Annotated in this window: 22 protein-coding genes and 1 pseudogene; 10 read left to right on the plus strand and 13 right to left on the minus strand. The window is 63.8% G+C overall.

Annotated elements, in window-relative coordinates:
- Positions 1-355: 355 nt before the first annotated feature.
- The 4 genes from QX034_RS24725 to purB form a co-directional block, all read right to left on the minus strand.
- Positions 356-916 (minus strand): cytochrome b, encoded by a 561-nt coding sequence (locus tag QX034_RS24725; protein ID WP_315706031.1) that lies wholly within the window; start codon positions 914-916, stop codon positions 356-358.
- A gap of 217 nt (positions 917-1,133) precedes the next feature.
- Positions 1,134-2,012, minus strand: coding sequence for a polyphosphate kinase 2 family protein (locus QX034_RS24730; protein ID WP_315729728.1), 879 nt, complete (start codon positions 2,010-2,012; stop codon positions 1,134-1,136).
- A 15-nt stretch (positions 2,013-2,027) separates the two neighbouring features.
- On the minus strand, positions 2,028-4,628 hold the full coding sequence (locus QX034_RS24735) for a plasma-membrane proton-efflux P-type ATPase (protein WP_316195898.1): 2,601 nt from the start codon (positions 4,626-4,628) through the stop codon (positions 2,028-2,030).
- A 461-nt stretch (positions 4,629-5,089) separates the two neighbouring features.
- Positions 5,090-6,397 (minus strand): adenylosuccinate lyase, encoded by a 1,308-nt coding sequence (gene purB, locus QX034_RS24740; RefSeq protein ID WP_315728580.1) that lies wholly within the window; start codon positions 6,395-6,397, stop codon positions 5,090-5,092.
- A 283-nt stretch (positions 6,398-6,680) separates the two neighbouring features.
- On the opposite strand from purB, the gene QX034_RS24745 reads away from it, so the two are divergent.
- Positions 6,681-6,854 (plus strand): hypothetical protein, encoded by a 174-nt coding sequence (locus QX034_RS24745; RefSeq protein ID WP_315728582.1) that lies wholly within the window; start codon positions 6,681-6,683, stop codon positions 6,852-6,854.
- Positions 6,851-7,444 carry a TetR family transcriptional regulator gene (locus tag QX034_RS24750; protein WP_315706026.1) on the plus strand — a complete coding sequence of 198 codons (594 nt, stop codon included), beginning with the start codon at positions 6,851-6,853 and terminating at the stop codon, positions 7,442-7,444. Before QX034_RS24745 ends, QX034_RS24750 begins: the two co-directional genes overlap by 4 nt.
- 36 nt (positions 7,445-7,480) lie before the next feature.
- Here QX034_RS24750 and QX034_RS24755 read toward each other — a convergent pair whose 3' ends face one another.
- From QX034_RS24755 to QX034_RS24765, 3 genes are all read right to left on the minus strand, one after another.
- On the minus strand, positions 7,481-8,701 hold the full coding sequence (locus QX034_RS24755; RefSeq protein WP_409977521.1) for an ABC transporter substrate-binding protein: 1,221 nt from the start codon (positions 8,699-8,701) through the stop codon (positions 7,481-7,483).
- Positions 8,702-8,976: 275 nt separating this feature from the next.
- Positions 8,977-9,624 carry a response regulator transcription factor gene (locus QX034_RS24760; RefSeq protein ID WP_315706024.1) on the minus strand — a complete coding sequence of 216 codons (648 nt, stop codon included), beginning with the start codon at positions 9,622-9,624 and terminating at the stop codon, positions 8,977-8,979.
- Positions 9,625-9,641: 17 nt separating this feature from the next.
- Complete coding sequence (locus tag QX034_RS24765; RefSeq protein ID WP_315728586.1) at positions 9,642-11,000, minus strand: histidine kinase; 1,359 nt, start codon at positions 10,998-11,000, stop codon at positions 9,642-9,644.
- 208 nt (positions 11,001-11,208) lie between these two features.
- Here QX034_RS24765 and QX034_RS24770 point away from each other — a divergent pair, with 208 nt between their 5' ends.
- From QX034_RS24770 to QX034_RS24780, 3 genes are read left to right on the plus strand one after another with little or no spacing between them, the layout of a single operon-like run.
- On the plus strand, positions 11,209-11,961 hold the full coding sequence (locus QX034_RS24770) for a MotA/TolQ/ExbB proton channel family protein (protein ID WP_315706022.1): 753 nt from the start codon (positions 11,209-11,211) through the stop codon (positions 11,959-11,961).
- Positions 11,961-12,629, plus strand: coding sequence for a hypothetical protein (locus tag QX034_RS24775; RefSeq protein WP_315728589.1), 669 nt, complete (start codon positions 11,961-11,963; stop codon positions 12,627-12,629). Before QX034_RS24770 ends, QX034_RS24775 begins: the two co-directional genes overlap by 1 nt.
- Positions 12,626-13,231, plus strand: a complete 606-nt coding sequence (locus tag QX034_RS24780) for a hypothetical protein (RefSeq protein WP_315706020.1) — start codon at positions 12,626-12,628, stop codon at positions 13,229-13,231. The genes QX034_RS24775 and QX034_RS24780 overlap by 4 nt, the downstream gene beginning before the upstream one ends.
- Positions 13,232-13,525: 294 nt before the next feature.
- On the opposite strand, the gene QX034_RS24785 is transcribed toward QX034_RS24780, so the two are convergent.
- Entirely contained in the window at positions 13,526-14,113 is a 588-nt protein-coding gene (locus QX034_RS24785; RefSeq protein WP_315706019.1) for a hypothetical protein, read from the minus strand.
- 195 nt (positions 14,114-14,308) lie between these two features.
- A pseudogene (locus tag QX034_RS24790) lies at positions 14,309-14,650 on the minus strand (DUF4424 family protein); the annotation flags it as partial.
- A gap of 1,057 nt (positions 14,651-15,707) precedes the next feature.
- On the opposite strand from QX034_RS24790, the gene QX034_RS24795 reads away from it, so the two are divergent.
- From QX034_RS24795 to dctA, 3 genes are all read left to right on the plus strand, one after another.
- Positions 15,708-16,448 carry a metallophosphoesterase family protein gene (locus tag QX034_RS24795; RefSeq protein ID WP_315706018.1) on the plus strand — a complete coding sequence of 247 codons (741 nt, stop codon included), beginning with the start codon at positions 15,708-15,710 and terminating at the stop codon, positions 16,446-16,448.
- A 5-nt stretch (positions 16,449-16,453) separates the two neighbouring features.
- Positions 16,454-17,905 (plus strand): bifunctional serine/threonine-protein kinase/universal stress protein, encoded by a 1,452-nt coding sequence (locus tag QX034_RS24800; protein ID WP_315706017.1) that lies wholly within the window; start codon positions 16,454-16,456, stop codon positions 17,903-17,905.
- A 136-nt stretch (positions 17,906-18,041) separates the two neighbouring features.
- A complete protein-coding gene (gene dctA, locus QX034_RS24805; protein WP_315706016.1) occupies positions 18,042-19,373 on the plus strand; it encodes a C4-dicarboxylate transporter DctA in 1,332 nt (443 codons plus the stop codon).
- Positions 19,374-19,409: 36 nt separating this feature from the next.
- Here the strand turns inward: dctA and QX034_RS24810 are convergent, their stop codons facing one another.
- The 3 genes from QX034_RS24810 to rpe are packed head-to-tail and all read right to left on the minus strand — an operon-like array spanning position 19,410 to position 21,491.
- Positions 19,410-20,237: a bifunctional allantoicase/(S)-ureidoglycine aminohydrolase gene (locus QX034_RS24810; RefSeq protein WP_315706015.1), complete on the minus strand. Its 828-nt coding sequence runs from the start codon at positions 20,235-20,237 to the stop codon at positions 19,410-19,412.
- Positions 20,238-20,290: 53 nt separating this feature from the next.
- Entirely contained in the window at positions 20,291-20,776 is a 486-nt protein-coding gene (locus tag QX034_RS24815) for an ureidoglycolate lyase (RefSeq protein ID WP_315706339.1), read from the minus strand.
- 13 nt (positions 20,777-20,789) lie between these two features.
- Positions 20,790-21,491: a ribulose-phosphate 3-epimerase gene (gene rpe, locus QX034_RS24820; RefSeq protein ID WP_315706014.1), complete on the minus strand. Its 702-nt coding sequence runs from the start codon at positions 21,489-21,491 to the stop codon at positions 20,790-20,792.
- Positions 21,492-21,723: 232 nt separating this feature from the next.
- Between rpe and QX034_RS24825 the strand changes: the two genes are divergently transcribed.
- A complete protein-coding gene (locus QX034_RS24825) occupies positions 21,724-22,500 on the plus strand; it encodes an EF-hand domain-containing protein (protein ID WP_315706013.1) in 777 nt (258 codons plus the stop codon).
- Here the strand turns inward: QX034_RS24825 and QX034_RS24830 are convergent.
- Complete coding sequence (locus QX034_RS24830) at positions 22,497-23,495, minus strand: P1 family peptidase (protein WP_315706338.1); 999 nt, start codon at positions 23,493-23,495, stop codon at positions 22,497-22,499. The genes QX034_RS24825 and QX034_RS24830 overlap by 4 nt on opposite strands.
- A gap of 333 nt (positions 23,496-23,828) precedes the next feature.
- Between QX034_RS24830 and QX034_RS24835 the strand changes: the two genes are divergently transcribed.
- Positions 23,829-24,203, plus strand: coding sequence for a response regulator (locus tag QX034_RS24835; RefSeq protein ID WP_315706012.1), 375 nt, complete (start codon positions 23,829-23,831; stop codon positions 24,201-24,203).
- The last annotated feature ends 5 nt before the right edge of the window (positions 24,204-24,208 follow it).

Genomic DNA, 24,208 nt, shown 5'->3' on the forward strand with positions numbered 1-24,208 from the left:
GCCCGCGGCTCACTTGCGAGCGAATGGCGCGAATGCGTGCAGGCACAATGCACAGCAGGCCTATCAAAATCCTGTGCCGAGCCGGCTCTTCGCCCTTGCTCGGGCCTTGCGCATGCACGGAACCCGACCTCGCCTTCGGAGATTTCATCTCGGAACGCATGCGCCGGATCTCACGTGCATGTCCTCGGATCGCACGGAGTCGGGAATGACGAGTGGAGCGGAGGCGAGCGTCACCGATCGGCCGAATGCGGGCAACTCGTCACCTTCACGCCGGCGCGCTTTTCGGTGCGGCCGACGGCGATCAATGTGTTCGTGCCAGCTCACGCAATCATGATCGGCGGCACGAGGCCAATCATCACAGCGCGCGCCGTCTGCGTGCGCCGGGCCACATCCGCGCCAGCGTCTCGTCCTGCTTGATCAGCGCATGCCAGAGCGTCGCCGCAACATGCAGGGCAACCACGGCATAGACGAAGTAGGCGAGGGTACCGTGCGCGATCTCGCCGGCATGCGCGATCTCTTTGTCGCCGGCGAACAGGCGCGGCCAGCTGAAGGTGCCGAAATATTTCAGCGAGTAGCCGCCGGCGGAGGAGAACATGTAGCCGGTGACCGGCATCGCGAACAGGATGAGATAGAGCGCCCAGTGATTGAGGCGGCTGGCGAGCCGCACCAGCGGCCCGAACGATGTCGGCTCGGGCGGCGCCGTTGTTGCCGCGCGCACCATTACCCTCAGGATGGCAAGGACAAACAGCGTCACGCCGAGCGACTTGTGCAGCTCCAGGAGTTCGCGCCTGGGCGAAGTGCCCGGCGGCTGCAGCCCGCAATAGAGTCCGATCAGCATGGCCGCGATGAACAGCGCCGCGGTGGCCCAATGTATCCAGCGCAGCAACGGATTGTAGGCGGCGGTCTCCGACGTCATGGCATCCTCAACATGAATGAGTCTGCGCGGAGCCATAATGCGCCGGCAGCGACAAGTCGAAGTGTCAGAGGTCGACGACGCGTCGTTGGACAACCTGTCGCAGGTGTTCTGCCGTCACATTCGGGTGATCACGTTGGGCCGCGAGGTGAGCCGGTCAAGGGACTGCACCATGGCGCTTGCCTTGGTCGGCCTTGGAATGTCTGCACCGCCGATCCGCTTAGCCCACTTTGGCGTTCTTCTTCGCTCGATGCCCTTCGCCGGGTTTTCCTTCGGCCGCCGCCGCATGGTATTTCCGGCGGATCTCCGCGATGTCGACGCGCGCCGGCGGCAACTTCAACCCCATCTCGTTGATGGTATCGCTGACGATCTGCGAGATCGCGAGATTGCGGAACCATTTGTGATTCGACGGAATGACATACCAGGGCGCCTGCTTGGAGCTGGTCGCCGCCATCGCATCTTCATAAGCCTCGATGTATTGCGGCCACAGCTCGCGTTCCGAATAGTCGCTTTCACTGATTTTCCAGTTGCGCGACGGATCGTCGAGCCGCTGCTTGAAGCGGGCCAGTTGCTCCTCCGGGCTGATGTGGAGGTAGAACTTCAGTATGGTGGTGCCGTTCTGGGACAGCATCGACTCGAAGTCGTTGATGAGGTCATAGCGCTTTGACCAGACCGATTCCGGGACCAGCTTATGGACCCGTACGACGAGAACATCCTCGTAGTAGGACCGGTTGAACACCACCACTTCGCCCTTGCCCGGCGTTCGCAGGTGGGCACGCCAGAGGAAGTCGTGAGCGGCCTCGTCTCTGCTCGGCTGCTTGAATCCGAACACGGACGTTCCTTGCGGATTCATTCCGCTGAACAAGTGTCGAATGACACCATCCTTGCCCGCCGCATCCAGCGCCTGCAACACCACCGCCAGGGATTTGTTGCCATCGGCGTAAAGCAGATATTGCAATTTATCCATGCTCTCGACATGGGCCTGGATCTCGGGGAGCGCCTTCTCATGCGACTCGTGTTTCCCGGTGTAGGACGCATCGATTTTCGACAGGCGCGGCTTCTCACCGCGCTCGACTGCAAACTTCTTGCGATAATCCATGTTGCTGCTCCAGATTTACGCGGCCGCGTGCGACCGCAACGGCTGGTTCACAATGCTGGCGCTGCTGACCTGCCGGGAGGTCCGGTAGCTTGCGAAGCGCTCGGTGATCAATCGGACACCGCCCAGCACGAACATCCAGGCGAGGCTGTACGCCCACACCCACCCGATCAGGGACCAGCTGATTGCGGGAACGAGCCAGCCGAAGCGGCACATCAGCATCGCCAGCAATTGGGTCGCCACGATCGCGCCGATCAGCGGCATCGCCGGGAATGGCGGCGTAAAGAACCAGCGCTCGGTGCGGGTCACGAACAGCAGCAAATGGCCGCCCACGACGAGCTGCAGGAACAGGATGGTCTGCAGCTGCCCCGCGGTTGCCACTCCAAAATACGGCTGCAAGTGAGGATGCGAAAGCACCCTGGTGCCGATCAACAGCAGGCCAAACGATTCGATGATGGAAAACAATCCCAGCACCGCCGCTACCCCAAGCAGCCGAGGCATCTGCCAGCGGATCGGCTTTTCGCTCACCGCCGTGTTGTCGTAGGCGATGGTCATGATCGGCACGTCGTCGAGTAGCGACATGATGACGATCATGACGGCGGTCAGCGGCGCGAAGTCGAGAAAGATGGTGGACAGCACGACCAGGAACATGATGTCCATCGTCAACGCGACCCGGTAGATCGTATAGCTCGTGATCCGTCCGAAGATGCGTCGCGCCTCGTCGATCGCGTTATTGATCACCGACAGGCCGGGGGCGGTGAGGATCAGGGCGGCGGCGCCGCGCGCCGCGTCGGTCGCGCCGGAGACGGCCGTGCCGCAATCGGCTTGCTTCAGCGCGGGTGCGTCGTTGACGCCGTCTCCTGTCATGGCGACGAGGTGGCCGCGTGCCTGCAGTGCCTTCACGATCGCGTATTTGTGTTCCGGGAAGACGCGCGCGAACCCGTCGGCCCGTTCAATCGCGTCGGCGATGTCCGGCGGCACGTTGTTCGGATCCATATTTTTCGGAAACGCATCGGCCGCCGGGATGATGTGTGTGCCCATGCCGAGCTGCCGTGCGGTCTCGATCGCAATCGCGGTGTCGTCGCCCGTCACCATCTTGACACGCACGCCTTTTGCGTTCGCCAGGTCGATCGTAGCCTTTGAATCGTCGCGTGGCGGATCGAACATCGGCAGAATGCCGAGCAGCGACCAGCTCTTGCCTCCGTCTTCGGAGCGAGCCACGCCGAGGGCCCGCGACCCCTTTGCGGCAAGGTCGTCCACGGTTCTCTTAACTTGCTGCACGATGTCAGCAGAGGGGCTCGCGACCTCGACGATGACCTGCGGCGCTCCCTTTGTTACGACGAGCGTCTTCCCCTGGCCGTCGACGATCGTCGCCTCGGTTCGCTTGGTCACCGGGTCGAACGGAACAAATTTCACCTGCCTGCAGGATTTCAGACGGCGCTGATCCCTCAGGGCGCCGATTACTGCGGTATCGATCGCGTCGGCATCTTCGATCTTCGAGGCCAGTGCTGCGGCTAAAATGCAGTCCTGACCATCGCTGGCGGAAAACAGGATTGGTTCGCCGAGGTTGAGCTGGTTCTTGGTCAGGGTTCCCGTCTTGTCGGAGCACAAGATGTCGACCCCGGCCATTTCCTCGATCGCGGAGAGCTTGGAGACGATTGCCTTTTCCTTCGACAGGGCGAGGGCGCCGAGGGCCATCGTAATGGAGAACACGGCGGGCATGGCGACGGGAATCGAGGCCGCCAGCAAGACCAGCACGAACTGCAAGATCCGAAGCGCGTCGGCCAGCCCCCAATCGTCGGCGATCACGATGTCATGGTAGACCCTGACCGAGATCATGATCAGGGCCAAGGTCACCGCGACCACGATGAGAAAGTTCCCGATTTCAAACATCGCCTTTTGCGCGTGGCTGATTGCGCCCGCTCGAGCGACCAACTGCGCGGTCCGGCCGAAGAAGGTGTTGGCGCCGGTCGCTATAACGACCCCTTGCATCTCCCCCTGCTTGACCACGCTGCCGGAATAGGCCTCGTCTCCGACCTTCTTCGTCACCGGCAGGGATTCTCCGGTCAGCGCCGCCTGATCGATTGACGCATAGTCTCCGCCGATGAGGCGAAGGTCGGCGGGAACGATGATGCCCAGCCGCACATTGACGACATCGCCCGGAACGAGCGTGGCGGCTTGGATCGTCTGCCACTTGCCATCGCGCAGCGCCGTCGCTTTCGGAGCAAGACCTTTCTTGAGGGCGGCCAACGCGTTGGAAGCCTTGTGATCCTGCCAGAACTCCAATCCGGCGTTGAAGATCAACAGGCCGCCAATGATCGTAAAGTCGTCCCAATGACCGATGATGGCCGAGACGATCGCTGCCGCCTCGATCATGTAAGCGATCGGCCCCGTGAAATATTTGAGGACGCGGCGCGCTAGGCTGGGTTCCTTTTCGACGATGGCATTGGGGCCATATTGGGCAAGCCGCTTCTGAGCCTCGGCGCTGCTGAGTCCTCGGCTCGATTGAACCCCGAGCGCCGTCAACACGTTTTCAATCGGCGCTTTTTCGAGATCGTCTGCGGGATTCGCCATAACCACGGACGGTGAGTCAGTCGACTGCAAAGCGAGGGTGGGCATGAACTCCTCCGCCGTTCCAGTGTCAGGCCGCTGCCGGCAATTTCAATCCTATGATCTCAACCCGATTTTTCGTCGCAAAATATCACATCCTGAATGCAACTTCAGGTTTTGAGTACTTGCCTTGACTTGTGTCAAGTCCCTCTGGATGCCGGCTTCCTGTTTTGCATGCCTTATTGCCTGTGCAGATCGACTGCGGAGGGATGATCTTGAGGCAGGAAGTTGCGGCAGCGCAAACAGCAGTTAGTACCGCTGCGTCGGTCCGCTACGTCATCAATTTCGGAGAGCCAATTGCGCCGTGAACGATGACCTGCGCGACGGCGACGCCAAGCTCGATGCGCGCCGGCTCGCACGGGAGGCGCATGGCCGGCGGCCGTTCAAGGTCAGGCAATACAATTGTGAGGACGCGGGCTGGGCCGCGTCCGATTCGTCGTCCAAGCAGGGCGTTGTGCGAGGAAGAGGCCTCACGCTTCCCCGAACACGCGCCTGAAGATCGTGTCGACGTGCTTCAGGTGATAGCCGAGGTCGAACTGCTCGTCGATGTCGGCGTCGGTGAGATACTTCTTCACGTCGGCGTCGTTCTTCAGCAGCGTCTTGAAGTCGCCTTCGCCGCGCCAGACCGGCATGGCGTTGCGCTGTACGAGCTTGTAGGCGTCCTCCCGGCTGGCGCCCTTCTGTGTCAGTGCGATCAGCACGCGTTGCGAATGCACGAGCCCGCCGAGCCTGTCGAGGTTCTTCGCCATGTTGGCGGGGTAGACCAGCAGCTTCTCGATCAGCCCGGCGAGCCGCACCAGCGCAAAATCGAGCGTCACGGTCGCATCGGGGCCGATCATCCTCTCGACCGAGGAGTGCGAAATGTCGCGCTCATGCCAGAGCACGACGTCCTCGAGGGCCGGCGTCACGTAGGCGCGCACCATGCGCGACAGCCCGGTGAGGTTCTCCGACAGCACCGGATTGCGCTTGTGCGGCATTGCGGAGGAGCCCTTCTGCCCTTCGGAGAAGAACTCCTCGGCTTCCAGCACTTCGGTGCGCTGCAGATGCCGGATCTCGGTGGCGAGCCGTTCGACGGAGGAGGCGATCACGCCGAGCGTCGCAAAATACATCGCGTGGCGGTCGCGCGGGATGACTTGCGTCGAGATCGGCTCAGGCGTGAGGCCCATCGCCTTCGCGACGTGCTCTTCCACCCGCGGATCGATCTGCGCGAAGGTGCCCACCGCACCCGAGATCGCGCAGGTCGCGATCTCCTTGCGCGCGGCGACCAGCCGGTCACGGGCGCGGGAGAATTCGGCATAGGCGTAAGCAAGCTTCAGCCCGAACGTGACCGGCTCGGCGTGGATGCCATGGGAGCGGCCGATGCTCGGCGTCACCTTGTGCTCGAAGGCACGCTTTTTCAACGCGGCCAGCAGGCGGTCGAGGTCGGCGAGCAGGAGGTCGGCGGCACGGGTGAGCTGGACGTTGAGGCAGGTGTCGAGGACGTCCGACGACGTCATGCCCTGGTGCACGAAGCGCGCCTCGGGGCCGACGATCTCGGCGAGATGGGTCAGGAAGGCGATGACGTCATGCTTGGTCTCGCGCTCGATCTCGTCGATCCGCGCGACGTCGAAGGTCGCGTCCTTGGCCTTGGCCCAGATGGTCTTGGCGGCCTCTTTGGGGATCACACCCAATTCCGCCAGCGCGTCCGCCGCATGTGCCTCGATCTCGAACCAGATCTTGAACCGGGTCTGCGGCTCCCAGATCGCGGCCATTTCGGGACGGGTATAGCGGGGGATCATCGCAAGCTCTCCAGAGAGGCCAGCGGGGCCGTTCAGGCACTCCCGCCGGATTGTTTTTACGCCGCGCTTTAGCAGAGCAGGTTTGGCGAGACAAATACGGCGGTCCAAAGAGGAGAGGAAAGACCTCTTCGTATCATAATACCATTATACCGAAAATCGAGTAACAGATATTGAAATCTGTCAGCGTGAGATGCTATATCAGCTTCCCAAGATGCCGTCATCGGTGTCACCCGCGCCTGCTGGCCATCGACCAGCGGTCAAGGGAGCTGCAAGGACCTCCTCGATGAAGATTGCAAAGCTTTTTCCCAATTCACAATTCGAGCATTGGCTCAATGAGCAGGTGGCCCGTCACCTGGAAGCTCAGGCCGCGACGTTCCGGCCGGCACATCGCCAGGAAATACCGGACTTGAGCCAGCTCGAGGCCTATCCGGCAAAAGAGGACATGGTGCGCGCATGAACGAGGCCGTGGTTCTGACATCCGAGCGAATCCTCGAAGTGACCGAGGATGTGCTGCGCCGCTATGGGCTCGCCAAGGCCACCGTGGTGGACGTGGCGCGGGCGCTCGATGTCAGCCACGGCAGCGTCTACCGGCACTTTCCGAGCAAGGCCTCGCTGCGCGAGGCGGTGGCGAAGCGCTGGCTCGATCGTGTCAGCGTCCCCTTGGCGCAGATCACTGCGGAGCCGGGGCCGGCGCCCCTGAAGCTGGAGCGCTGGCTGCGAGAGCTGGTCGACGCCAAATGCAGGCGGGTGTCTGAAGATCCCGAGATGTTCACGACCTACCTGACCTTGGCGCGCGAGGCGTGCAAAGTCGTGAAGGGGCATAAGGAGCAACTGGTCGCCCAGGTCGAGCAGATCCTGTCCGAGGGGGTCGAGCAGGGCACGTTCCGGATCGACGACGTCAAAGCTACAGCCGGCGCGATCTTCGATGCCACCAGCCGTTTCCATCATCCGGCCCATGCCGACGAATGGAAGGATCCGGCGATCAAGGGCCGGTTGGACGCCGTGCTGACGCTCGTGCTCCGTGGCCTGGAGGCTGCGCCACACTGAATTCAGTTTCACCGGCCGAAGCCACAGCCGCACGGATCAATCCGTGACAATTGGTCCGAAGGCCTCCCATCGATCGCCCGTGAAGCGCATCATCCGGAACTCCTTGACCACACGATAGTCGGTCGGGCTGGTGTTGACGGAGAGCCCCGGGAGCAGCAGATCAAGTTTCACGTTTTTCAGGCTCGTCGCTTGCGCCATGACATTCTCGCGCGAGAGATTGTCGCCGCATTGCTTCAAAACCTGCACGAGCAGCTCGGCGGCGCTATAGCCGTAGACCGTGAAGACGCTTTTCCGGTCGCCTCCCGGATAATAGCCGTCCATGAAGGCGCTCCATCGCTTCATGCCTTCGTCATCACGCCAGGTCGGATCTGTGGCCTCCTTGAACGAGCTCGCGGAGATGATGCCCTTTGCGTTCTCGATGCCCGCGGGGCTTAGGACCGCGTCGATCGAGGACGAGCCGACGCCAAGGAGGTGAACGGGCTTCCAGCCAAGCTCCGCCATCTTTCTGATGACCTGGGCTGCGAATTTCGAGGCGGCCATGTTGATGAGGACGGCGACACCGGCCGCCTTGAGGCGCACGACCTGTGAGTCGACGGTCGGGTCCGTCACATCGTATGAAGCGCTACTGACGATGAGGTCGGCTGCCCTTGCGCCGAGCGCGTCCTTCAACCCGGTCAGATAGTCCTTGCCGCTCTCATCGTTCTGATAGAGCAGGCCGATCCTGGCATTCGGATAGTTATCGAGGATGAACCGCGCGTAGACGCGAATCTCCGTGCGCAGATTGGGAGCAAATCCCATCGTCCAGGGAAAATTGACCGGATCCTCGAAACGGGTCGACCGGCCGGCCACGAAGAGCTGAGGGATCTTGCGATCATTGAGATATTTCTGAACCGCAATGTTCGAGGCGTTGCCGAGCGTCTCGAATGTGAACAACACCTCGTCGCTCTCTATGAGTTTCCGGACCTGCTCCACGGTCTTGGAAGGCGCCGCCGCATCGTCGTAGGAAATCAACGTGATCTTGCGTCCATTGATTCCGCCGAGATCATTGATCATGCGGAAATAGGCTGCCTGCACCTTGCCGATCACCGCGGCTGCCGAAAGTGGACCGCTATAGGGCATCGTCTGGCCGATCTTGATCTCAGCATCACTTGCGCCTTGACCATATTGGCGGTCACCTGCGAGCATAGGGGGCGCGAGGAGAAGTCCAGCAGCAAGGATCGCCGCTCTGGCAGCATTCGTGTGCAAGCCCTTACGCATCGCCGCAGGCCTCATCGCTGTAAGGGCGTCCGCGGATACGGCGCCGTTCAAGAGGTGCATGCTCTTTCGCGAGCTGAGAGCGGACCCATCACGCAGCCAGGCGGAAAAGCTATTCGGCCGGATTTGAACAGAGAGGACCAATGCAGTCCAACGAACCTCGCCCGCAATGCACCGGGAAATCTTCCTGATGTTCGGCCAGCCTAGGATCGGCACCAACCAGCCGCGTGACGTCGAGCGCGGCTTCACGCCACAAGAATGCGCCGACCACCTCGAAGCTACAGCTCGGTCAATCCGCTGGCGACGGCGAGCCGGACCAGTTGCGCATCCGTCTGCGCGCCGGTCTTGGCCTTGACCAGATAGTGGTAGTTCTGGACCGTCTTGACGCTGAGATGCAGGTTGGCGGCAATCTGCTCCGTGGTCAGGCCTGAGGCGAACTGGCGCAGAATCTCGATCTCGCGATCACCGAGCCGCTCCAGCGTCGTCTGCACGCCGTCGAGATTGTCGGCCGCGAGCACATGGGCGACGTCGTCGCTCAGCGCTCGTCCGCCGCTGACGACGCTGCGGATCGCCCGGACCAGGGCCGCGGGCTCGCTGCTCTTGGTGACATAGCCGCTGGCGCCCGCGTTGAAAGCCGCTTTCACCAGCGGCGCTTCGCCATGCATGCTGAACACCAGGATGCGGGCATGGCCGTCACGCGCGCGGATGTTACGGATCGCCTCGATGCCGCTCGCGCCCTTCATCGAAATATCCATCACGACCACGTCGGGCGCGTGCGCCTTGAAGGCGGCATAGGCGCCAGCCGCGCTGTCGGCCTCGGCGGTGACCTTGAAGCCGTCCTGACTCTCGAGCACCCGCCGATAGCCCTGGCGGACCACCGGATGGTCATCCACCAGCAGGATGGAGATGGCCGCCGGCTCCGCCATCGCGCCTGTGCTCCGCCTCAGGCTGCGAGCGGGATGGTCGCGGCCACGCTAAGCCCGCGCGCGGCCGAGACGATCGAGAGCGAGCCGCCGACTGCCGCGATCCGCTCGCGGATGCCGGTCAGGCCGAAGCCGCTGGATTGCGCGAGCGGCGTCGCATCGCCGCCGCCATCATCCTCGATGCAGATCAGCAGCGCGCCATCCGGGCCGCTGCGCCGCTCGACCTTGAGCGAGATCTCGCTGGCGGTGGCGTGGCGCAACGCATTGGTCAGGCACTCCTGGGCCACGCGATAGGCGGTGACGGCGACGGGCCCCTGGATGTCGGCGAGATCGCCTTGCAGGTCGAGCCGGATGGTCGGCCGCGCCGCGTGCTGACAATTCTCGGTCAACGCGATCAACCCGGCTTCGAGGCCGAGCTCCTCGGCGAGCGGCCGGCGCAACCGGCTCAGCGTGCCGCGCAGGCAGGCCATCAGATGGGTGACGGCCTGCGTGATCATGCGCGCATCCTGCGCGACGCGCTTGTGTTGCGGCGCGCTTTCCGCCTCGATCGTGCTGGCGAAGGCCAGGATCGCGGTGAGGTTCTGTCCGAACTCGTCGTGCAGCTCGCGCGCCAAGGCGCGCCGTTCGTCGTCCCGGATATCGAGCAACCGCTCGGTCAGGGCGGCGCGCTGCTCGGTCGCCTGTGCCAGCCGGTTGCCGAGCTCGGTGACGGCTTGGCCGATCATCGCAAGCTCCATGGAGCGGAAGCGCGGCAGGGCGGGGCGGTGCTCGCCGTCGGCCATGCGCTGCAGCGCCGCGACGATCGCCCGCGCCGGCGCCAGCGCATGCGCAATCGCCAGCGAGGCGAGCAGGCCGATCGCAAGCGCCATGGCGAGCGCGACGCCAAAACTGTCCTGGATCCGCTGCCAGGCGAGCTGGATCGCCGCATCGGGATCGGCGATGGCCGATACCGTCCCGGCCGTCGTGCTGCGCGCGCTGATCGATTGTGCGACTGCGGCATGGTCGCCAAGCAGTGTCTGCACAGTGGCGGCGAACCAGTGCGGCGGCGCCTGGCCCAATCCCTTGCTCTGGCCGCAAAGCGGCTTCTCGAAGGCGGCCTGCGGCTGGAACTGAACGCAGATGCCCGGCGCAATCAGCTTCATGGTCTCGATGGTGCGCCATTCCGGCACGGGCAGCAGATGCTCGCTCCGCCTGCTGCTGCGCAGCAACAGCTCGCGCCAATACAGCGCTTCCAACGCCTGCGACACTCGGTCAGCAGTGGCTGCGGTGGCGCGGTCGACACTGCGATAGGCATCGATCGTGACCCACACCGCCGCGGTGGCTAGGCACAGCACGACGATCAGGGCCAGGCGGGCGATGAGCTGGAGCACGAGGCGCATGCGATCCCTCCACCTTGGTTCTGCCGAGCGTAACACATCGGCGGCACCCGCCAAGCGAAAGCGCCGCAGCAAGGCGAATTTGGGAAATTTGCCCAGCCGCTTCAGGGCATATCTCTTTGGACGGCGTCCGGCCGCTCTGCTTAACTCGCGCCGACGGTTCGCGCGGAAGAATGCGAACGGGACATCGTAGCGGAGGGAGTCCGAGAGCATGAGTGCGGTCAGCAGCGCCGAGATTGCGCCCCCTGTGACCGACAGCGCGGAGCGCGGGCCGCTCCTGTTGTGGATGATCTTCACCGGGCTTTCCATCTTCGCCGCGGTGCTGCTCTGGCGCTATGGCATGATCCATCAGATGCTGTCCTCGGACCGCACCTATATTTCGAGCGTGGTCGTCGTTCTCTACGGCCTCACCTGCGTCCACTGCTTCTGGCGGACCCGCGCGATCGCGCGCGAAGCGGACGCAGCCCGGCGCTGCCGCGCGATCCTCACCACGGGCGATGCCGCCAAGGTGCTCGACGGCAATGCACGCGCGCTTCCCGCGGGCCTGGTGAGCGATCACATCAGAAGCCTCGTCACCAAGGCGGCCACGCAAGCGGGCGGGCGCATCGATCAGACGCTACTGCTCCGCACGCTGGCCGATCGGCTGCGCGGCTCCAACGGCTTCGGCGGCTTCGCTTCCGATACGCTGATGAAGCTCGGCCTGCTCGGCACCATCATCGGATTCATCATCATGCTGGCGCCGATCGCAGGTCTCGACGTCTCCGACAAGCTGGCGATGAAATCGTCGATGGGGCTGATGAGCGACGGCATGGCGATCGCGATGTACACGACGCTCGCGGGGCTGGTCGGCTCGATCCTGGTCCGCATCCAATACTACATGCTGGATGCCGCGACCCAGCGCGTGTTCTCCGACGCCGTGATGCTGACCGAGACCAGGGTCACGCCGCTGCTGGAGCGTCCGTGATGATGGACGATTTCGGACTCTATCCGCGCGACGAGCAGTTCGATCCGTTCAGCGTGATGCTGTTCAAGGCGCTGCAGATCGTCGCGTTCTTTTTCTTCATCGCGGTGCTCGCGATCTCGCCCGACGCCAAGGACGGCAAGATCGACACCAAGGCCGAATTCATCATCACCCTGGACTGGCCCGACAATCATCCCGATGATCTCGACCTGTTCGTGCAGGACCCGCTGGGCAACATCGCCTGGTATCGGCATCGCGAGGCCGGTTTCCTCACCCTCGACCGCGACGATCGCGGTGGCGCCAACGATTTCATCCTGGTCAACGGCATGAAGATCCCGTCGCCGATCCGCGAGGAGATCGTGACGGTGCGCGGCATCGTCGCCGGCGAATACACCGTCAACGTCTCGCACTTCCAGGCGGTGGCGGGAACGCCGGTGGATGCGATGGTGAAGGTGCAGAAGCTCAATCCGAAGGCGCAGGTCATCTTCGACGACAAGGTGACGCTCGACCATACCGGCGACGAGAAGACGGCGCTGCGCTTCCGCCTCGATGCGGAGGGCAAGGTGGTCGATGTGCAGCGCCGGCCGAAATCGCTGCTCGAGACCTTTCGCAATGTCCGCGCCAACGGCGCCGACATCGATCCGAAAACGGGCGTGAGGATGTTGCGGTGACGAACCTGCAGAGCGTGATCTTGATCCTGTCGGTGTGCTATGCGCTGATCGGCGCGCTGCTGCTGCTCGTCCTGGTCTATGCCCGCCTGCCGTGGCCGGCCAAGGCCATCGCCGTGGTCGTGACCAGCGCGTTCTATGTCGGCAGCTTCATCGGGGCGCGCGGCTTGCTCGGGTGGGCCAGCATCGACGCGCTGCCGGCGCGCTTCAAGCTGTTGCAGGCGCGGATCGTCGAGCCGCATAGCCTGGATGGCGATCCCGGCTCGATCTATCTCTGGGTCGAGAGGCTCGACGAGGACAACCGGCCGAGCGGGGTGCCGCGGGCCTATCGGCTGCCCTACACCGACGGGCTGGCCGGCAAGGCCCAGCATGCCTCCGACCAGATCGCGAGCGGCCATCCGCAGGGCGGCCGTGCCGCCGATTTCGGCACCGGCGAGGGCGGCATCATCGATGCCGCACGCGAATACATCCTGCCCAAGACCATCATCCAGACCGCGGGCGGCGATCCCTCGACCGGCGAGTTCAAGGCGGCGCAGCAGGCCGGCGACGGCGTCTCGTTCACGCCGCTCTTGCCACCGCGCATGCCGCCGAAGGACGAGCAGTAGGGGGCTGCATTCGTATCCCCTGCGAACCGAGGGGCGAGACGAGCAAAGCTCGCTTAGGCGGATCAGCTTCTTCGCGGTGAAACCTCAAATCCTCATGGTGAGGAGCGTCGCGCTCGCGACGCGTCTCGAACCATGAGGCCACGAAGCGCGTAGCCCGGACGAGCGGAGCGATATCCGGGTCTCGGTCCCGCATATTGCTCCGCTCATGCGGCTACGCCTGCTGCTTCAGGCGAGTTTTACACAGCATTACCGTAATTCCCGGCTATGCGGGCCGGCCGGGTAACCCAGGACTGGTCAGATTGTCGGGGCCTGCCGTCCGGCGGCGATGTTGACGACCGCCCTCGATAACCTGCCGTACATACCGATCTGCCTGCCGGCGAACTTCGTCGCGACGTCGAGGATATCGAGGGGCGAGCGCGTCGCGGCGAGGCTGGCGGCGAAGTTGAGATTGTCCCGCGTGATCTCCATGAACAGCGCTTGGCAGGCCTCGATACCCGCGATTGCTCCCAAGGGTCCATTCAAGGGGCTGTCCACCTTTGGACCGGCCGGCCTCGCTTCGCCTGTGGCGGCGTGTACCGATTCCTTGGCTTCCGCCAGAGCTTCGACAGGAAGGACGACGTCCGGTTTCGGCTCGGCGAGATGAGGGGGGAGCGCCGGCTTGGATTCGAGTTCGGCAGGTGGGACCGGCGGCAGTTTTTCAATCTCCTGGCCTGGGAGTTCCGGCAGCCTCGTTGCGATGTCGGGAGCCGCCCGGAGTTCCTCGCCGTCCGAGCCTGTGAGGTCGGGGGCCGGGACGGCGCGCTTCGGCGTCGATGCGGGCTTGGCGACGCCCTTCGTCCCAGCGTCCGGTTTGCGGGACTTAGTCGATTTGCGCTTGCTCATTCGGGGCACTCCTGTGCGGCGTTGCCGGATCGTGAGGCCAGTCCAACTCGGACCAAGCTCGTCGTCAGGCAATTGGTTCCCAAGCTGCTTTCCTTGTATGCGATAGCCCCGCCCCCAGGAGCCCGCAAGAGGCGAGGGAGCACATTGCACTCTCGATCCGGCTTCCAGCCTCATAGGCTTAAGGAAAGTTGCGGCTCACACCAGCCCGCTGGGAGAGTCGCGCCGTCGGGACGCGACGGCTTCGTCATCATTGGCGTCGGAAATCGCATTCAGGCGGCGGAGCGCATCAACGACTCGCCGATCGCTGTTGCTATAGACTGGGGCGATGAGATCAATGCCCAGACGCCTAAGCTCGCCGGTGATTTCGCCGCCCTCGGCGAACGCGCGCACCTCCTCATCCGGCTTGATCTCCCTACCATCGATCCAGACTTGAAACCCGATGAAGTTCGCGTCTTGCCTGAACGGAATGTTGAAGGGTCTGTAGTAGTAGGCGTCGGCCTGATTCAGATCCGGCAGCGGAAAAGCAACCTCCGTCGTGTTTGATTGTGTGTTTCGCGTGCATCAATGGCGGGGTTTGGCCCAAGCTCGGTCGCTATCAGAGCGTCGCCGACATCAAGAAGCCTCTTCGATCGATTTGACTGAACTTCCCGAGATTTGGATTACCGTGTGAGCGCAGTAAGCCGCTGGCGGTGGATTAATTTCGCAAATCCTTTCAACGCGATCGGCACCATCCAGCCCACCCGCTAAAAAGATCGCTTTCTTTTTTTCAGAAATTGTGATTGTATGCCGCCATCCCGCCTCGTTGAGAGGGGCGTTGCGCGCGATCGTCACGACACGTGAGGCGGGGATGCGATGGACGTTTTGGTGGCGCCAGACGAGCGCGATCAGGCGGACGTGAAGTCGTGTGGTCCTGGCACCCCGATGCTGGTGTCAACTTCGTGATGATGCTTTGCGTCACACGGGGGACGGTGGCCAAAAAGCCCGGTGCACCGAGGAGAGCACGATATAAGCGTTAAAACCGTCGCGCGGGGAATGCCGGATGTTCGGCTGAACCTGTGGTGACTGCCGCCTGCTTTTTTTGCTGCAGGCGGGCCATGGGTTGCGGCCAGCGCCCGGCATTCCCCGCGCCCTCTCGCTTTTCGACAGGGCACAACGATCGCAGAGCTCGGGCGTGATCCGCCGCGAGAAGGCGCGGTCATGTGGCCACCCCAACAGTCCCTCGCAAGCGCAGGGCGATCGCATATGTCCGAAGATGGTTCTCAACGGCAAAAAGGTGCCAATTGGGTTACTCGTCATGCACGGGCTTGTCCCGCGCATCCACGTCTTTCTTCGGGGCTAGCGAAGTCGTGGATGGCCGGGTCAAGCCCGGCCATGACGATCAGGAGGCATTGGTGCCGATCGGCCAAATCTTCATATGCGGTCGCCCCGCCCGCAAGCGGGGGAGGGAGCGCATCGTCGGTGCGGAGGCGGCACATGCGGCCACGGTCTTGGATCGGAACAATGCCTCCGAAAACGCCTTGCTCCGGCTCAACTTATTTGATGTTGCTCAACTCCCGTGCGAAGGGCGCGGTTAGAGTGGAGGAGGAGGAAGCGGGTGCTCTTGGCGTTTTTCTCGGACATCCACGCCAACCGGCAGGCATTCGATGCGTGCCTGAAGGCGGCGCGCGCCCGCGGCGCCGAGCGCTTGATCTGTCTCGGCGACATCGTCGGCTATGGCGCCGATCCCGAATGGTCGGTCGACGCCGTGATGGAGATGGTCGAACAGGGTGGGCTCGCCGTGCGCGGCAATCATGACAATGCGGTGGCCGTCAGCAGCGAAAACATGAACGCCGAGGCGCAAGCGGCGATCGAATGGACGCGCGGCCGGCTCAGCGCCGCGCAGCGCCGCTTTCTCGCCGAACTGCCGCTGATGGCCCAGGACGACGACCGGCTCTACGTGCATTCGGAAGCCTCGAGCCCGTCGCGCTGGCGCTACGTGCAATCGACCTCCGACGCCGCGCGCTGCATGATCGCGACCGACGCCCAGGTGACCTTCTGCGGCCACATCCATCGTCCCGCGCTGTATTCGATGTCGGTGACCGCCAAGATGACGAGTTTCACTCCGACCGCGAACGTGCCGGTGCAGCTCCTGCGCGGCCGGCAGTGGCTGGCGGTGGCCGGCTCGGTCGGCCAGCCGCGCGACGGCGATCCGGCGGCCGCGTTCATGACCTTCGAGACCAGGACGCGCGAGATCACCTATTGCCGCGTGCCTTATGATGTCGAAACAGCGGCGCAGCGCATCCGCGCCAACGGGCTGCCGCCCTGGCTCGCCGAGCGGCTTGCGATCGGACGGTAAGCGCGATGCCGAAATCCGCAGTCCAACCCGGCGCAGTCATCGATGGCTTCACCATCGGCGAATGCGTGCATTCCGGTGGCATGGCGACGCTCTGGAGCGTGAGCCATCCCGGCATCGACCGGCCGCTCCTGATGAAGGTTCCACGCGTCGCGGAGGGTGAAGACCCCGCTGCGATCGTCAGCTTCGAGATGGAGCAGATGATCCTGCCTCGGCTGTCGGGACCGCATGTGCCAGCCTGTTTCGGCACCGGCGATTTCACTGCCCAAGCCTATGTCGTGATCGAGCGCATTCCGGGCGAGACGCTCTACCAGCGGCTGCCGGAACTGCCGTTGCCTTACGAGGAGGCGCGGGTCCTGGTCGCAAAGATCGCGACCGCGCTCGCCGACCTGCACGGCCAGCACGTGATCCATCACGACATCAAGCCGTCGAGCATCATGTTCCGGTCCTCGGGCGAAGCGGTGCTGATCGATTACGGCCTGTCGTGCCACCGGCATCTGCCCGACCTCCTGCAGGAGGAATTCCGGCTGCCTTACGGCACCGCGCCCTACATGCCGCCGGAGCGGCTGATGGGCGTGCGCTCCGATCCGCGCAGCGATCTGTTCTCGCTCGGGGTGCTGCTCTATTTCTTCACCACCGGCGTGCGGCCGTTCGGCGAGACCGAGACCCTTCGCGGCATGCGGCGCAGGCTGTGGCGCGACCCGCACCCGCCGCGGCAGCTCAGAAGTGACTATCCGCCATGGCTGCAGGAAATCGTGCTGCGCTGCCTGGAGATCGAGCCGGTGTGGCGCTATCCGACCGCCTCGCAGCTTGCCTTCGATCTCGGCCATCCCGATCAGGTGAAGCTGACGACACGCTCGGAGAAGACCAGACGCGATCCACTGACCACGGTGTGGCGGCGCAGGTTCAATCAGGGGCTGATGCAACCGGAAGCCAAATCCGACGTCCAGGTGCAACTCGCGACCAGTCCGATCGTTGCGATTGCGATTGACGTCTCCGAAGGCACGGACGAGCTCAATGGCGCGTTGCGGGTCACCACCGAACGCATCCTGGCGACACTGCCATCGGCGCGGCTCGCTTGCGTCAACGTGCTGAAGCTCGGCCGCATCAGCATCGACCGTACCCTCGATGAGCAGGGCAACAACAAACATATCGACCGCATGGTGGCGCTGAAACATTGGGCCTCACCATTCAAGCTCGATGCGAGCCGGCTCACCGTGCATGTGCTGGAGGCGATCGATCCGGCCACCGCGATCCTTGAATTCGCTGAAGTGAACCACGTCGATCATATCATTATCGGCGCGCGGCAGGATTCGGTGCTGCGCGCGCTGCTCGGCAGCGTCTCCGCCAAGGTCGCCGCGGAAGCCAGATGCACGGTCACCGTGGTGCGCCCACCGCGCCTCGCTGGGCGGGGCGAGCCGTCAACTGATCAAACGGTAACCCAGGCCGAAGCCTCCTAGCCGATCGAGGACGAATTTGCCGGTGCAGGGCCGCAAAATGAGGCGCGGCTGCGTTGATTTTCATGAGTTCCCCCGCCAAAGTGCCCGGCTCAGTCGTCGCCAATACCGGCGCGGCGGCGTAGGATAGGAGCTTCTTATGACGGCAACGGATGCGGGGGTAGTCAGGACATCGCGCGGCGGCGGCAGCCTGTTCGGGTCGCTGTTCGTCCAGGTCGTGGTGGCGCTGATCCTGGGCATCCTGATCGGCTTCGTCTCGCCGGAAACGGGCCAGGCGCTGAAATTCTTCAGCGACGCCTTCCTCAAGCTGATCTCGATGGTGGTGGCGCCGATCGTGTTCTGCGTGGTCGTGCACGGTATTGCCAGCGCCGGGGACTTGCGGAAAGTCGGCCGGGTCGGGATCAAGGCGCTGGTTTATTTCGAGGGCATGACCACCGTTGCGCTCGCCTTCGGCCTGATCCTCGCGCTGGTCTTCGGCCCCGGCCATGGCATGAACATCGATGTCGCCAAGCTCGATCCGAAGGCCCTCGCGAGCTTCGCGGACAATGCGCACAAGCTGCAGGGCGGCGGGCTCGGCGGCTTCATCCTCAACATCATCCCCTCGACTGCGTTCGACGCCTTCTCGCGCAATGACGTGCTGCAGGTGCTGTTCTTCGCGGTGATCTTCGGCGTCAGCCTGGCGCTGGTCGGCGAGCCGGCCAAGCCGGTCGTGACCTTCGTCGACGCCACCGCCAAGGTGCTGTTTCGCGCCATGGGCCTGATCGTGCGCGTGGCGCCGCTCGGCGTGCTCGGCGCGATCGGTTTCACGGTCGGCAAATACGGCATCGGCTCGCTGCAGCAGCTGTTGACGCTGGTCCTGCTGTTCTATGTCTCGGTCGCGCTATTCGTCGTCGTCGCGCTCGGCATCGTGATGCGGCTGGCCGGCCTGAGCCTGTTCAAGCTCCTGCGCTATCTGAAGGAAGAGCTGATGATCGTGCTGGCCACGGCCTCGTCCGATGCCGTGCTGCCGCAGATCATGCGCAAGCTCGAGGCGATGGGCGTCAAGGAAGAGGTGGTCGGCCTCGTCATCCCGACCGGCTATTCCTTCAACCTCGATGCGTTCTCGATCTACCTGACGCTTGCAGTCGTGTTCATCGCGCAAGCCACCAACACGCCGCTGTCGGTCAGCGAACTCCTGCTGGTGCTCGGAGTCTCTCTGATCACCTCGAAGGGCGCGCATGGTGTGCCGGGCTCGGCGATCGTGATCCTGGCTGCGACCTTGGGGGCGGTGCCGGCGATCCCGGCGATCGGCCTTGTGCTGGTGCTCTCGGTCGACTGGTTCGTCGGCATCGCCCGCGCCGTCGGCAACCTGATCGGCAATTGCGTCGCCACGGTCGTGGTTGCGGCCTGGGAAAACGATCTCGACCACGCCAAGGCGGTCAAGGTGCTCGATCGCGGCAGCTCGGATGAGGTCGAGTATCAAGCCACGTGAGATACGTGACTTGATCGTTGCGGGACGACCTGCCGCTTACCGGAACGGCCGCAGCGGCATGTGGCGGTTGGCGTCCTTGTAGAGCAGGTAGCGGAAGCGGCCGGGGCCGCCAGCGTAGCAGGCCTGCGGGCAGAAGGCGCGCAGCCACATGAAGTCGCCGGCCTCGACCTCGACCCAGTCGCGGTTCAGCTTGTAGACCGCCTTGCCCTCGAGCACGTAGAGTCCATGCTCCATCACATGCGTCTCCAGGAACGGGATCACTGCGCCCGGCTCGAAGGTGACGATGTTGACATGCATGTCGTAACGCACGTCGAGCGGATCGACGAAGCGCGTCGTCGCCCAGCGCCCCTGTGTTTCCGGCATCGGAGCGGGTGAGATCTCGGCCTCGTTGGTGACGAAAGCGTCGGGTGCGGGAATGCCTGGCACCGCCTGATAGGCCTTGCGGATCCAGTGGAAGGTCGCAGGTCCCGTGCCGGCGTTGCGGAGTGTCCATTGGCACGCCGGGGGCAGGAAGGCGTAGCCGCCGTGGCGCAGCCGGTGCTCGGTGCCGGCCAGCGTCAGCGTGACCTCGCCGCCGACCACGAACAATACGCCTTCGGCTTCAGGATCCGGTTCCGGCTTGTCGCTGCCGCCACCGGGCGCGACCTCCACGATGTATTGCGAGAAGGTCTCGGCGAAGCCGGAGAGGGGACGCGCGATCACCCAGACCCGGGTCTTGTCCCAGAACGGCAGCGCCGAGGTGACGATGTCGCGCATCACGCCCTTGGGGATGACCGCATAGGCCTCGGTGAAGACGGCACGCCCCGTCAGAAGGTCAGTCTGCGGCGGATGCCCGCCGCGGGGAATGAAATAGGGTTCGTCCATCGTCTTGCTCCAAGCCGGCAATAAAGGCCGGCAGTATCAGTCTGCGCGCGCCGTCATGCCGGCGTCAGCGACAGCGGCCGATCCAGCCATACTTCCTCGAGATTGTCAGCACCGAGGCGGTCGGCGACCAGGAAGCGCTCTCCTTCCCCGAGCACCAAAAGTGGATGATGCCAGATATTTCGCGCGTAGTTCACGCCTTGCCGACCGCTCGCGGTAAAGGCGCGATAGCTTGAGGGATCGCGCGGGTCGTCGCAGACCAGTACCAGCCAGGGCCTGTCCTGCAGCGGCATGAACAATTGGCTGCCCAGCGGGTGCCGCTCCATCAGCTTGATTTCGATCGGCAGCGGGCGCGGCCTTGCCTCGAACAGGCTGATATTGACCGAGGCGCCGCCGCTGGTCACGTCGATACCGGCAAGACCATTGAAGCGCCGCGCAAAACCCTGGTTGATTTCGATCGGTTCGGCGCCGTCGATCTCGACGACATCGCCGAAGCGCGCAAAGCCCGCCTTGGTCAAGGGCTGGGGCGTGATCTGCAGCATCGGCGGTCCGAGCTCAGATGGCTTCGCCACGCGCGAGCGCAGCGGCGCTGCGGATGGCGGAGATGTTGCCGCGATAGGATTCCATCGTGCCGCCCTTGAATACGGCAGAGCCCGCGACAAAGGCGTTGGCGCCGGCTGCAGCCAGTTGTCCGGCGACCTCGGGCCCGACGCCGCCATCGACCTCGATATCGATGGGCCGGCCCGCGACCATGGCGCGCAGGTCCTGGATCTTGCCGAGCGCGGAGGGGATGAAGGCCTGGCCGCCGAAGCCCGGATTGACCGACATGATCAACACGAGGTCGATCATGTCGAGCACATATTCGATCGCGTTGAGCGGCGTCGCGGGATTGAGCGAGACGCCGGCCTTCTTGCCGAGCGCGCGGATCGCCTGCAGCGAGCGATGCAAATGCGGGCCGGCCTCGGCATGGATGGTGATGTGGTCGCAGCCGGCCTTGGCGAACGCCTCGAGATAGGGATCGCAGGGCGCGATCATCAGATGGGCATCGAATACCTTCTTGGTGTGCGGGCGCAGCGCCTTGATGACGTCGGGGCCGTAGGAAATGTTCGGAACGAAATGCCCATCCATCACGTCGAGATGGATCCAGTCGGCGCCGGCACTATCGACTGCGCGAACTTCCTCGCCGAGCCTGGAAAAATCGGAAGCCAGGATCGAGGGCGCGATGACGAGTGGACGCGGCGTGAAGGCTTGAGTCATGGCGTTGTCTCCCGGCGGACTGACATTCAGAGCGCCCTAACATGCAGACGCAATTCCGGCAACGTAAGGCCGGCAAAATTGACCTGCTTGCGGCATGAAATGCCTGGGTCATCGCGGGAGCGATCGGAAAAAGCTGGACATATCAGCGCGTTGCGATTGGCACGGTGCTTGCGAGGAGGGCATCGCATAAGGTTTCGCCTCGCTTGCCGGGGCGCTCTTTCGGAGTCCTGCCATGTGGTTTGCGCTTGGGGCCGCCTCGTCGATCCTGGAAGGCCTGCAGTCGCTGGGGTCATCAAGATCCGGCGCGAGCCAATCGAACGGCTCCGGCTCGGGTCTGTTCGATTTTCTCGGCGGGTCAGGCTCGACGAACTCGTCGGCAAACTTCACGCCCTGGCAGCCGAGCACGAGCGGCGGCTCGGCGCAGATCTCCTCGGAGACCATGAGCGCCCTGATCGCGGCGCAGAGCCAGTCGGGGACGAGCGCGTCATCGGGCTCCACCTCGTTCAAGGACCCGCTGCAGGACCTGTTCTCGCAGCTCGACGGCAACGGCAACGGCCAGATCAGCAAGTCGGAATTCGAAAGCGCACTCGGCGCCGGCGGCACCAATGTCGCCAATGCCGACAGCGTGTTCGGCAAGCTCGACAGCAACGGCGACGGCAATGTCAGCTTCGATGAGCTGAAATCCGCGCTGAAGGGCGGGCATTCCGGTCGCCATAATCAGGCCGCCAGCGCCAACGACGGCAGCGGTTCGAACGGGATGAACGCGAGCAGCGATGCCCTGATGCAGGCGCTATCGGGTGCCTCGAGTAGTTCGAGCAACAATAGCGACGGCTCGACCACGACCACCATCACCTATGCGGACGGCTCCAAGGTGACCATGACCTCACCGGCGGCGTCGGCCAGCGCGAGCTCTGCGAGTTCGTCCTACAATTTGATCGAGAAGCTGATCCAGCGCGAGTCGAACGCGCTGTCAAATTCGGCTTCGTCCGCCTCCGCCGTCAGCGCCTAGCTTCCGTACCGGTCCTGCCAGGCCGGCAGCGCGCCGGCAAAGGGCAGGGCCGTCGCGTGATAGACGCCACGCGCGATCGCCCGCGCCAGCACGTTGGCGGCGACCATGCCGAGTTCGCTCAGTTCGACCAGCGGTTCGATCGGCTTCTCGCAGGTGGCGGCCGCGAACACCACATCGCCGTCGAGCGGCAGATGCACCGGATAGATCGCTCGCGCCATGCCGGTCTGCGCGATCATGGCGAGCCGTTTCGCTTGCGCCTTGGTCAGGATCGCGTCCGTTACCACCGCTGAGACCGTGGTGTTTTCTGCCGCCGTTGCCGCCGGACCTCCCTTGATGCGCATCGCGAGCATGTCCGGCGTGAACGAGGCGGGCTGGCCGCGTCCGCCGAACTCGCCGTTCACTTCAAATGGGGCTGCCCAGAACCACGGCCCGTTGCCGATCGTGACGCTGCCGACCGCATTGACCACGGCAAGCGCGGCGACCGTGATTCCGCCTGACGTCATCGCCGAGGCCGAGCCGAGCCCGCCCTGGAAATTGGCGGTGGTGGCTCCCAGGCCTGCTCCGACGCTGCCGAGTTTGAAATCGGTGCCCGCAGCTGCGGCCGCCGCGTAGCCGAGATCACGATAAGGTGCAAAGCGACCCCAGGACTTGTCGCCGCCGTTCAGCAGATCGAAGATGACCGCCCCGGGTACGATCGGGATCAGCGCGTCATGCACCGCAAAGCCGCGGCCCTGTTCCGCGAGCCAGGCTTGTACACCGCCGCCGGCATCCAGGCCGAAGCCTGAGCCGCCGGACAGTGCGATCGCGTCGATCCGGTCGACGGTATTGACGGGATCGAGCAGGGCGTCGTCGCGCAAACCCGGACCGCCGCCGCGAATGTCGATCGCCGCGACCGCCGGGGTGTCGAACAGGATCACGGTCACCCCGGAGGCGAGCTTGGGATCGTCGGCATTGCCGACATGCACACCTTTGACATCGGTGAGGAGGTTCTTCACGTGACGGTCTCTCGGCTGCATCGTGTCAGCCAGCTCGTAGCGCAACACGCGCTGCGCCTCAACGTTCGAGCGCGCCCTGGATCCCCATGCCAGCCCACGCCTGCGATCGGGATATTTTCCCTTCGCCATGTGCCTTCACCGTGAGGTTGAGGACGGCGAGGTAAGCGGGTCTGGATCGATTGAGGTCACATTTTACCGATCGATAATTTGTCATATGTAAGTGCCGATTGATGAGGTAACTGCACCTTTACCGCGGATCCCATACACATACCCATGGTTGTATCTGGGTTCCGTTCCTGGTCTTAGTCGAACCCACAAACGCTGGAGCCGTTCATGCCGCGCATTCTCGTTGTCGACGATCAGAAGGATGTTCGCGCGATGATCTGCATGGTGCTGCGCGTCAATCATTTCGATGTCGCAGAGGCCGCGAGTGCGGCCGCCGGGCTTCAAGCGTTGAAGGATACGCCGTGCGATGCTGCGATCGTCGACGTCTTTCTGGGCGACTCCAACGGTCTCGATTTGGTCGCGGCGATGCGCGAGACGATTCCGGACCTGCCCGTCGTTGCGGTCTCCGGCATGACCGCCTTCGATGGGGTTGCGCCTTCGGACGAGCTGAGACGCGTCGTCTATCTGCAAAAGCCGTTTCGACCGGCCGAGCTGATGCGCGCCGTCGCCGCCGCACGGACGGCGGTGGCCGCCTCGGCCTGACCCGC

Origin of the sequence: Bradyrhizobium sp. SZCCHNR3119 (genome assembly GCF_032487775.1) — a bacterium.
Taxonomy (GTDB): Bacteria; Pseudomonadota; Alphaproteobacteria; order Rhizobiales; family Xanthobacteraceae; genus Bradyrhizobium.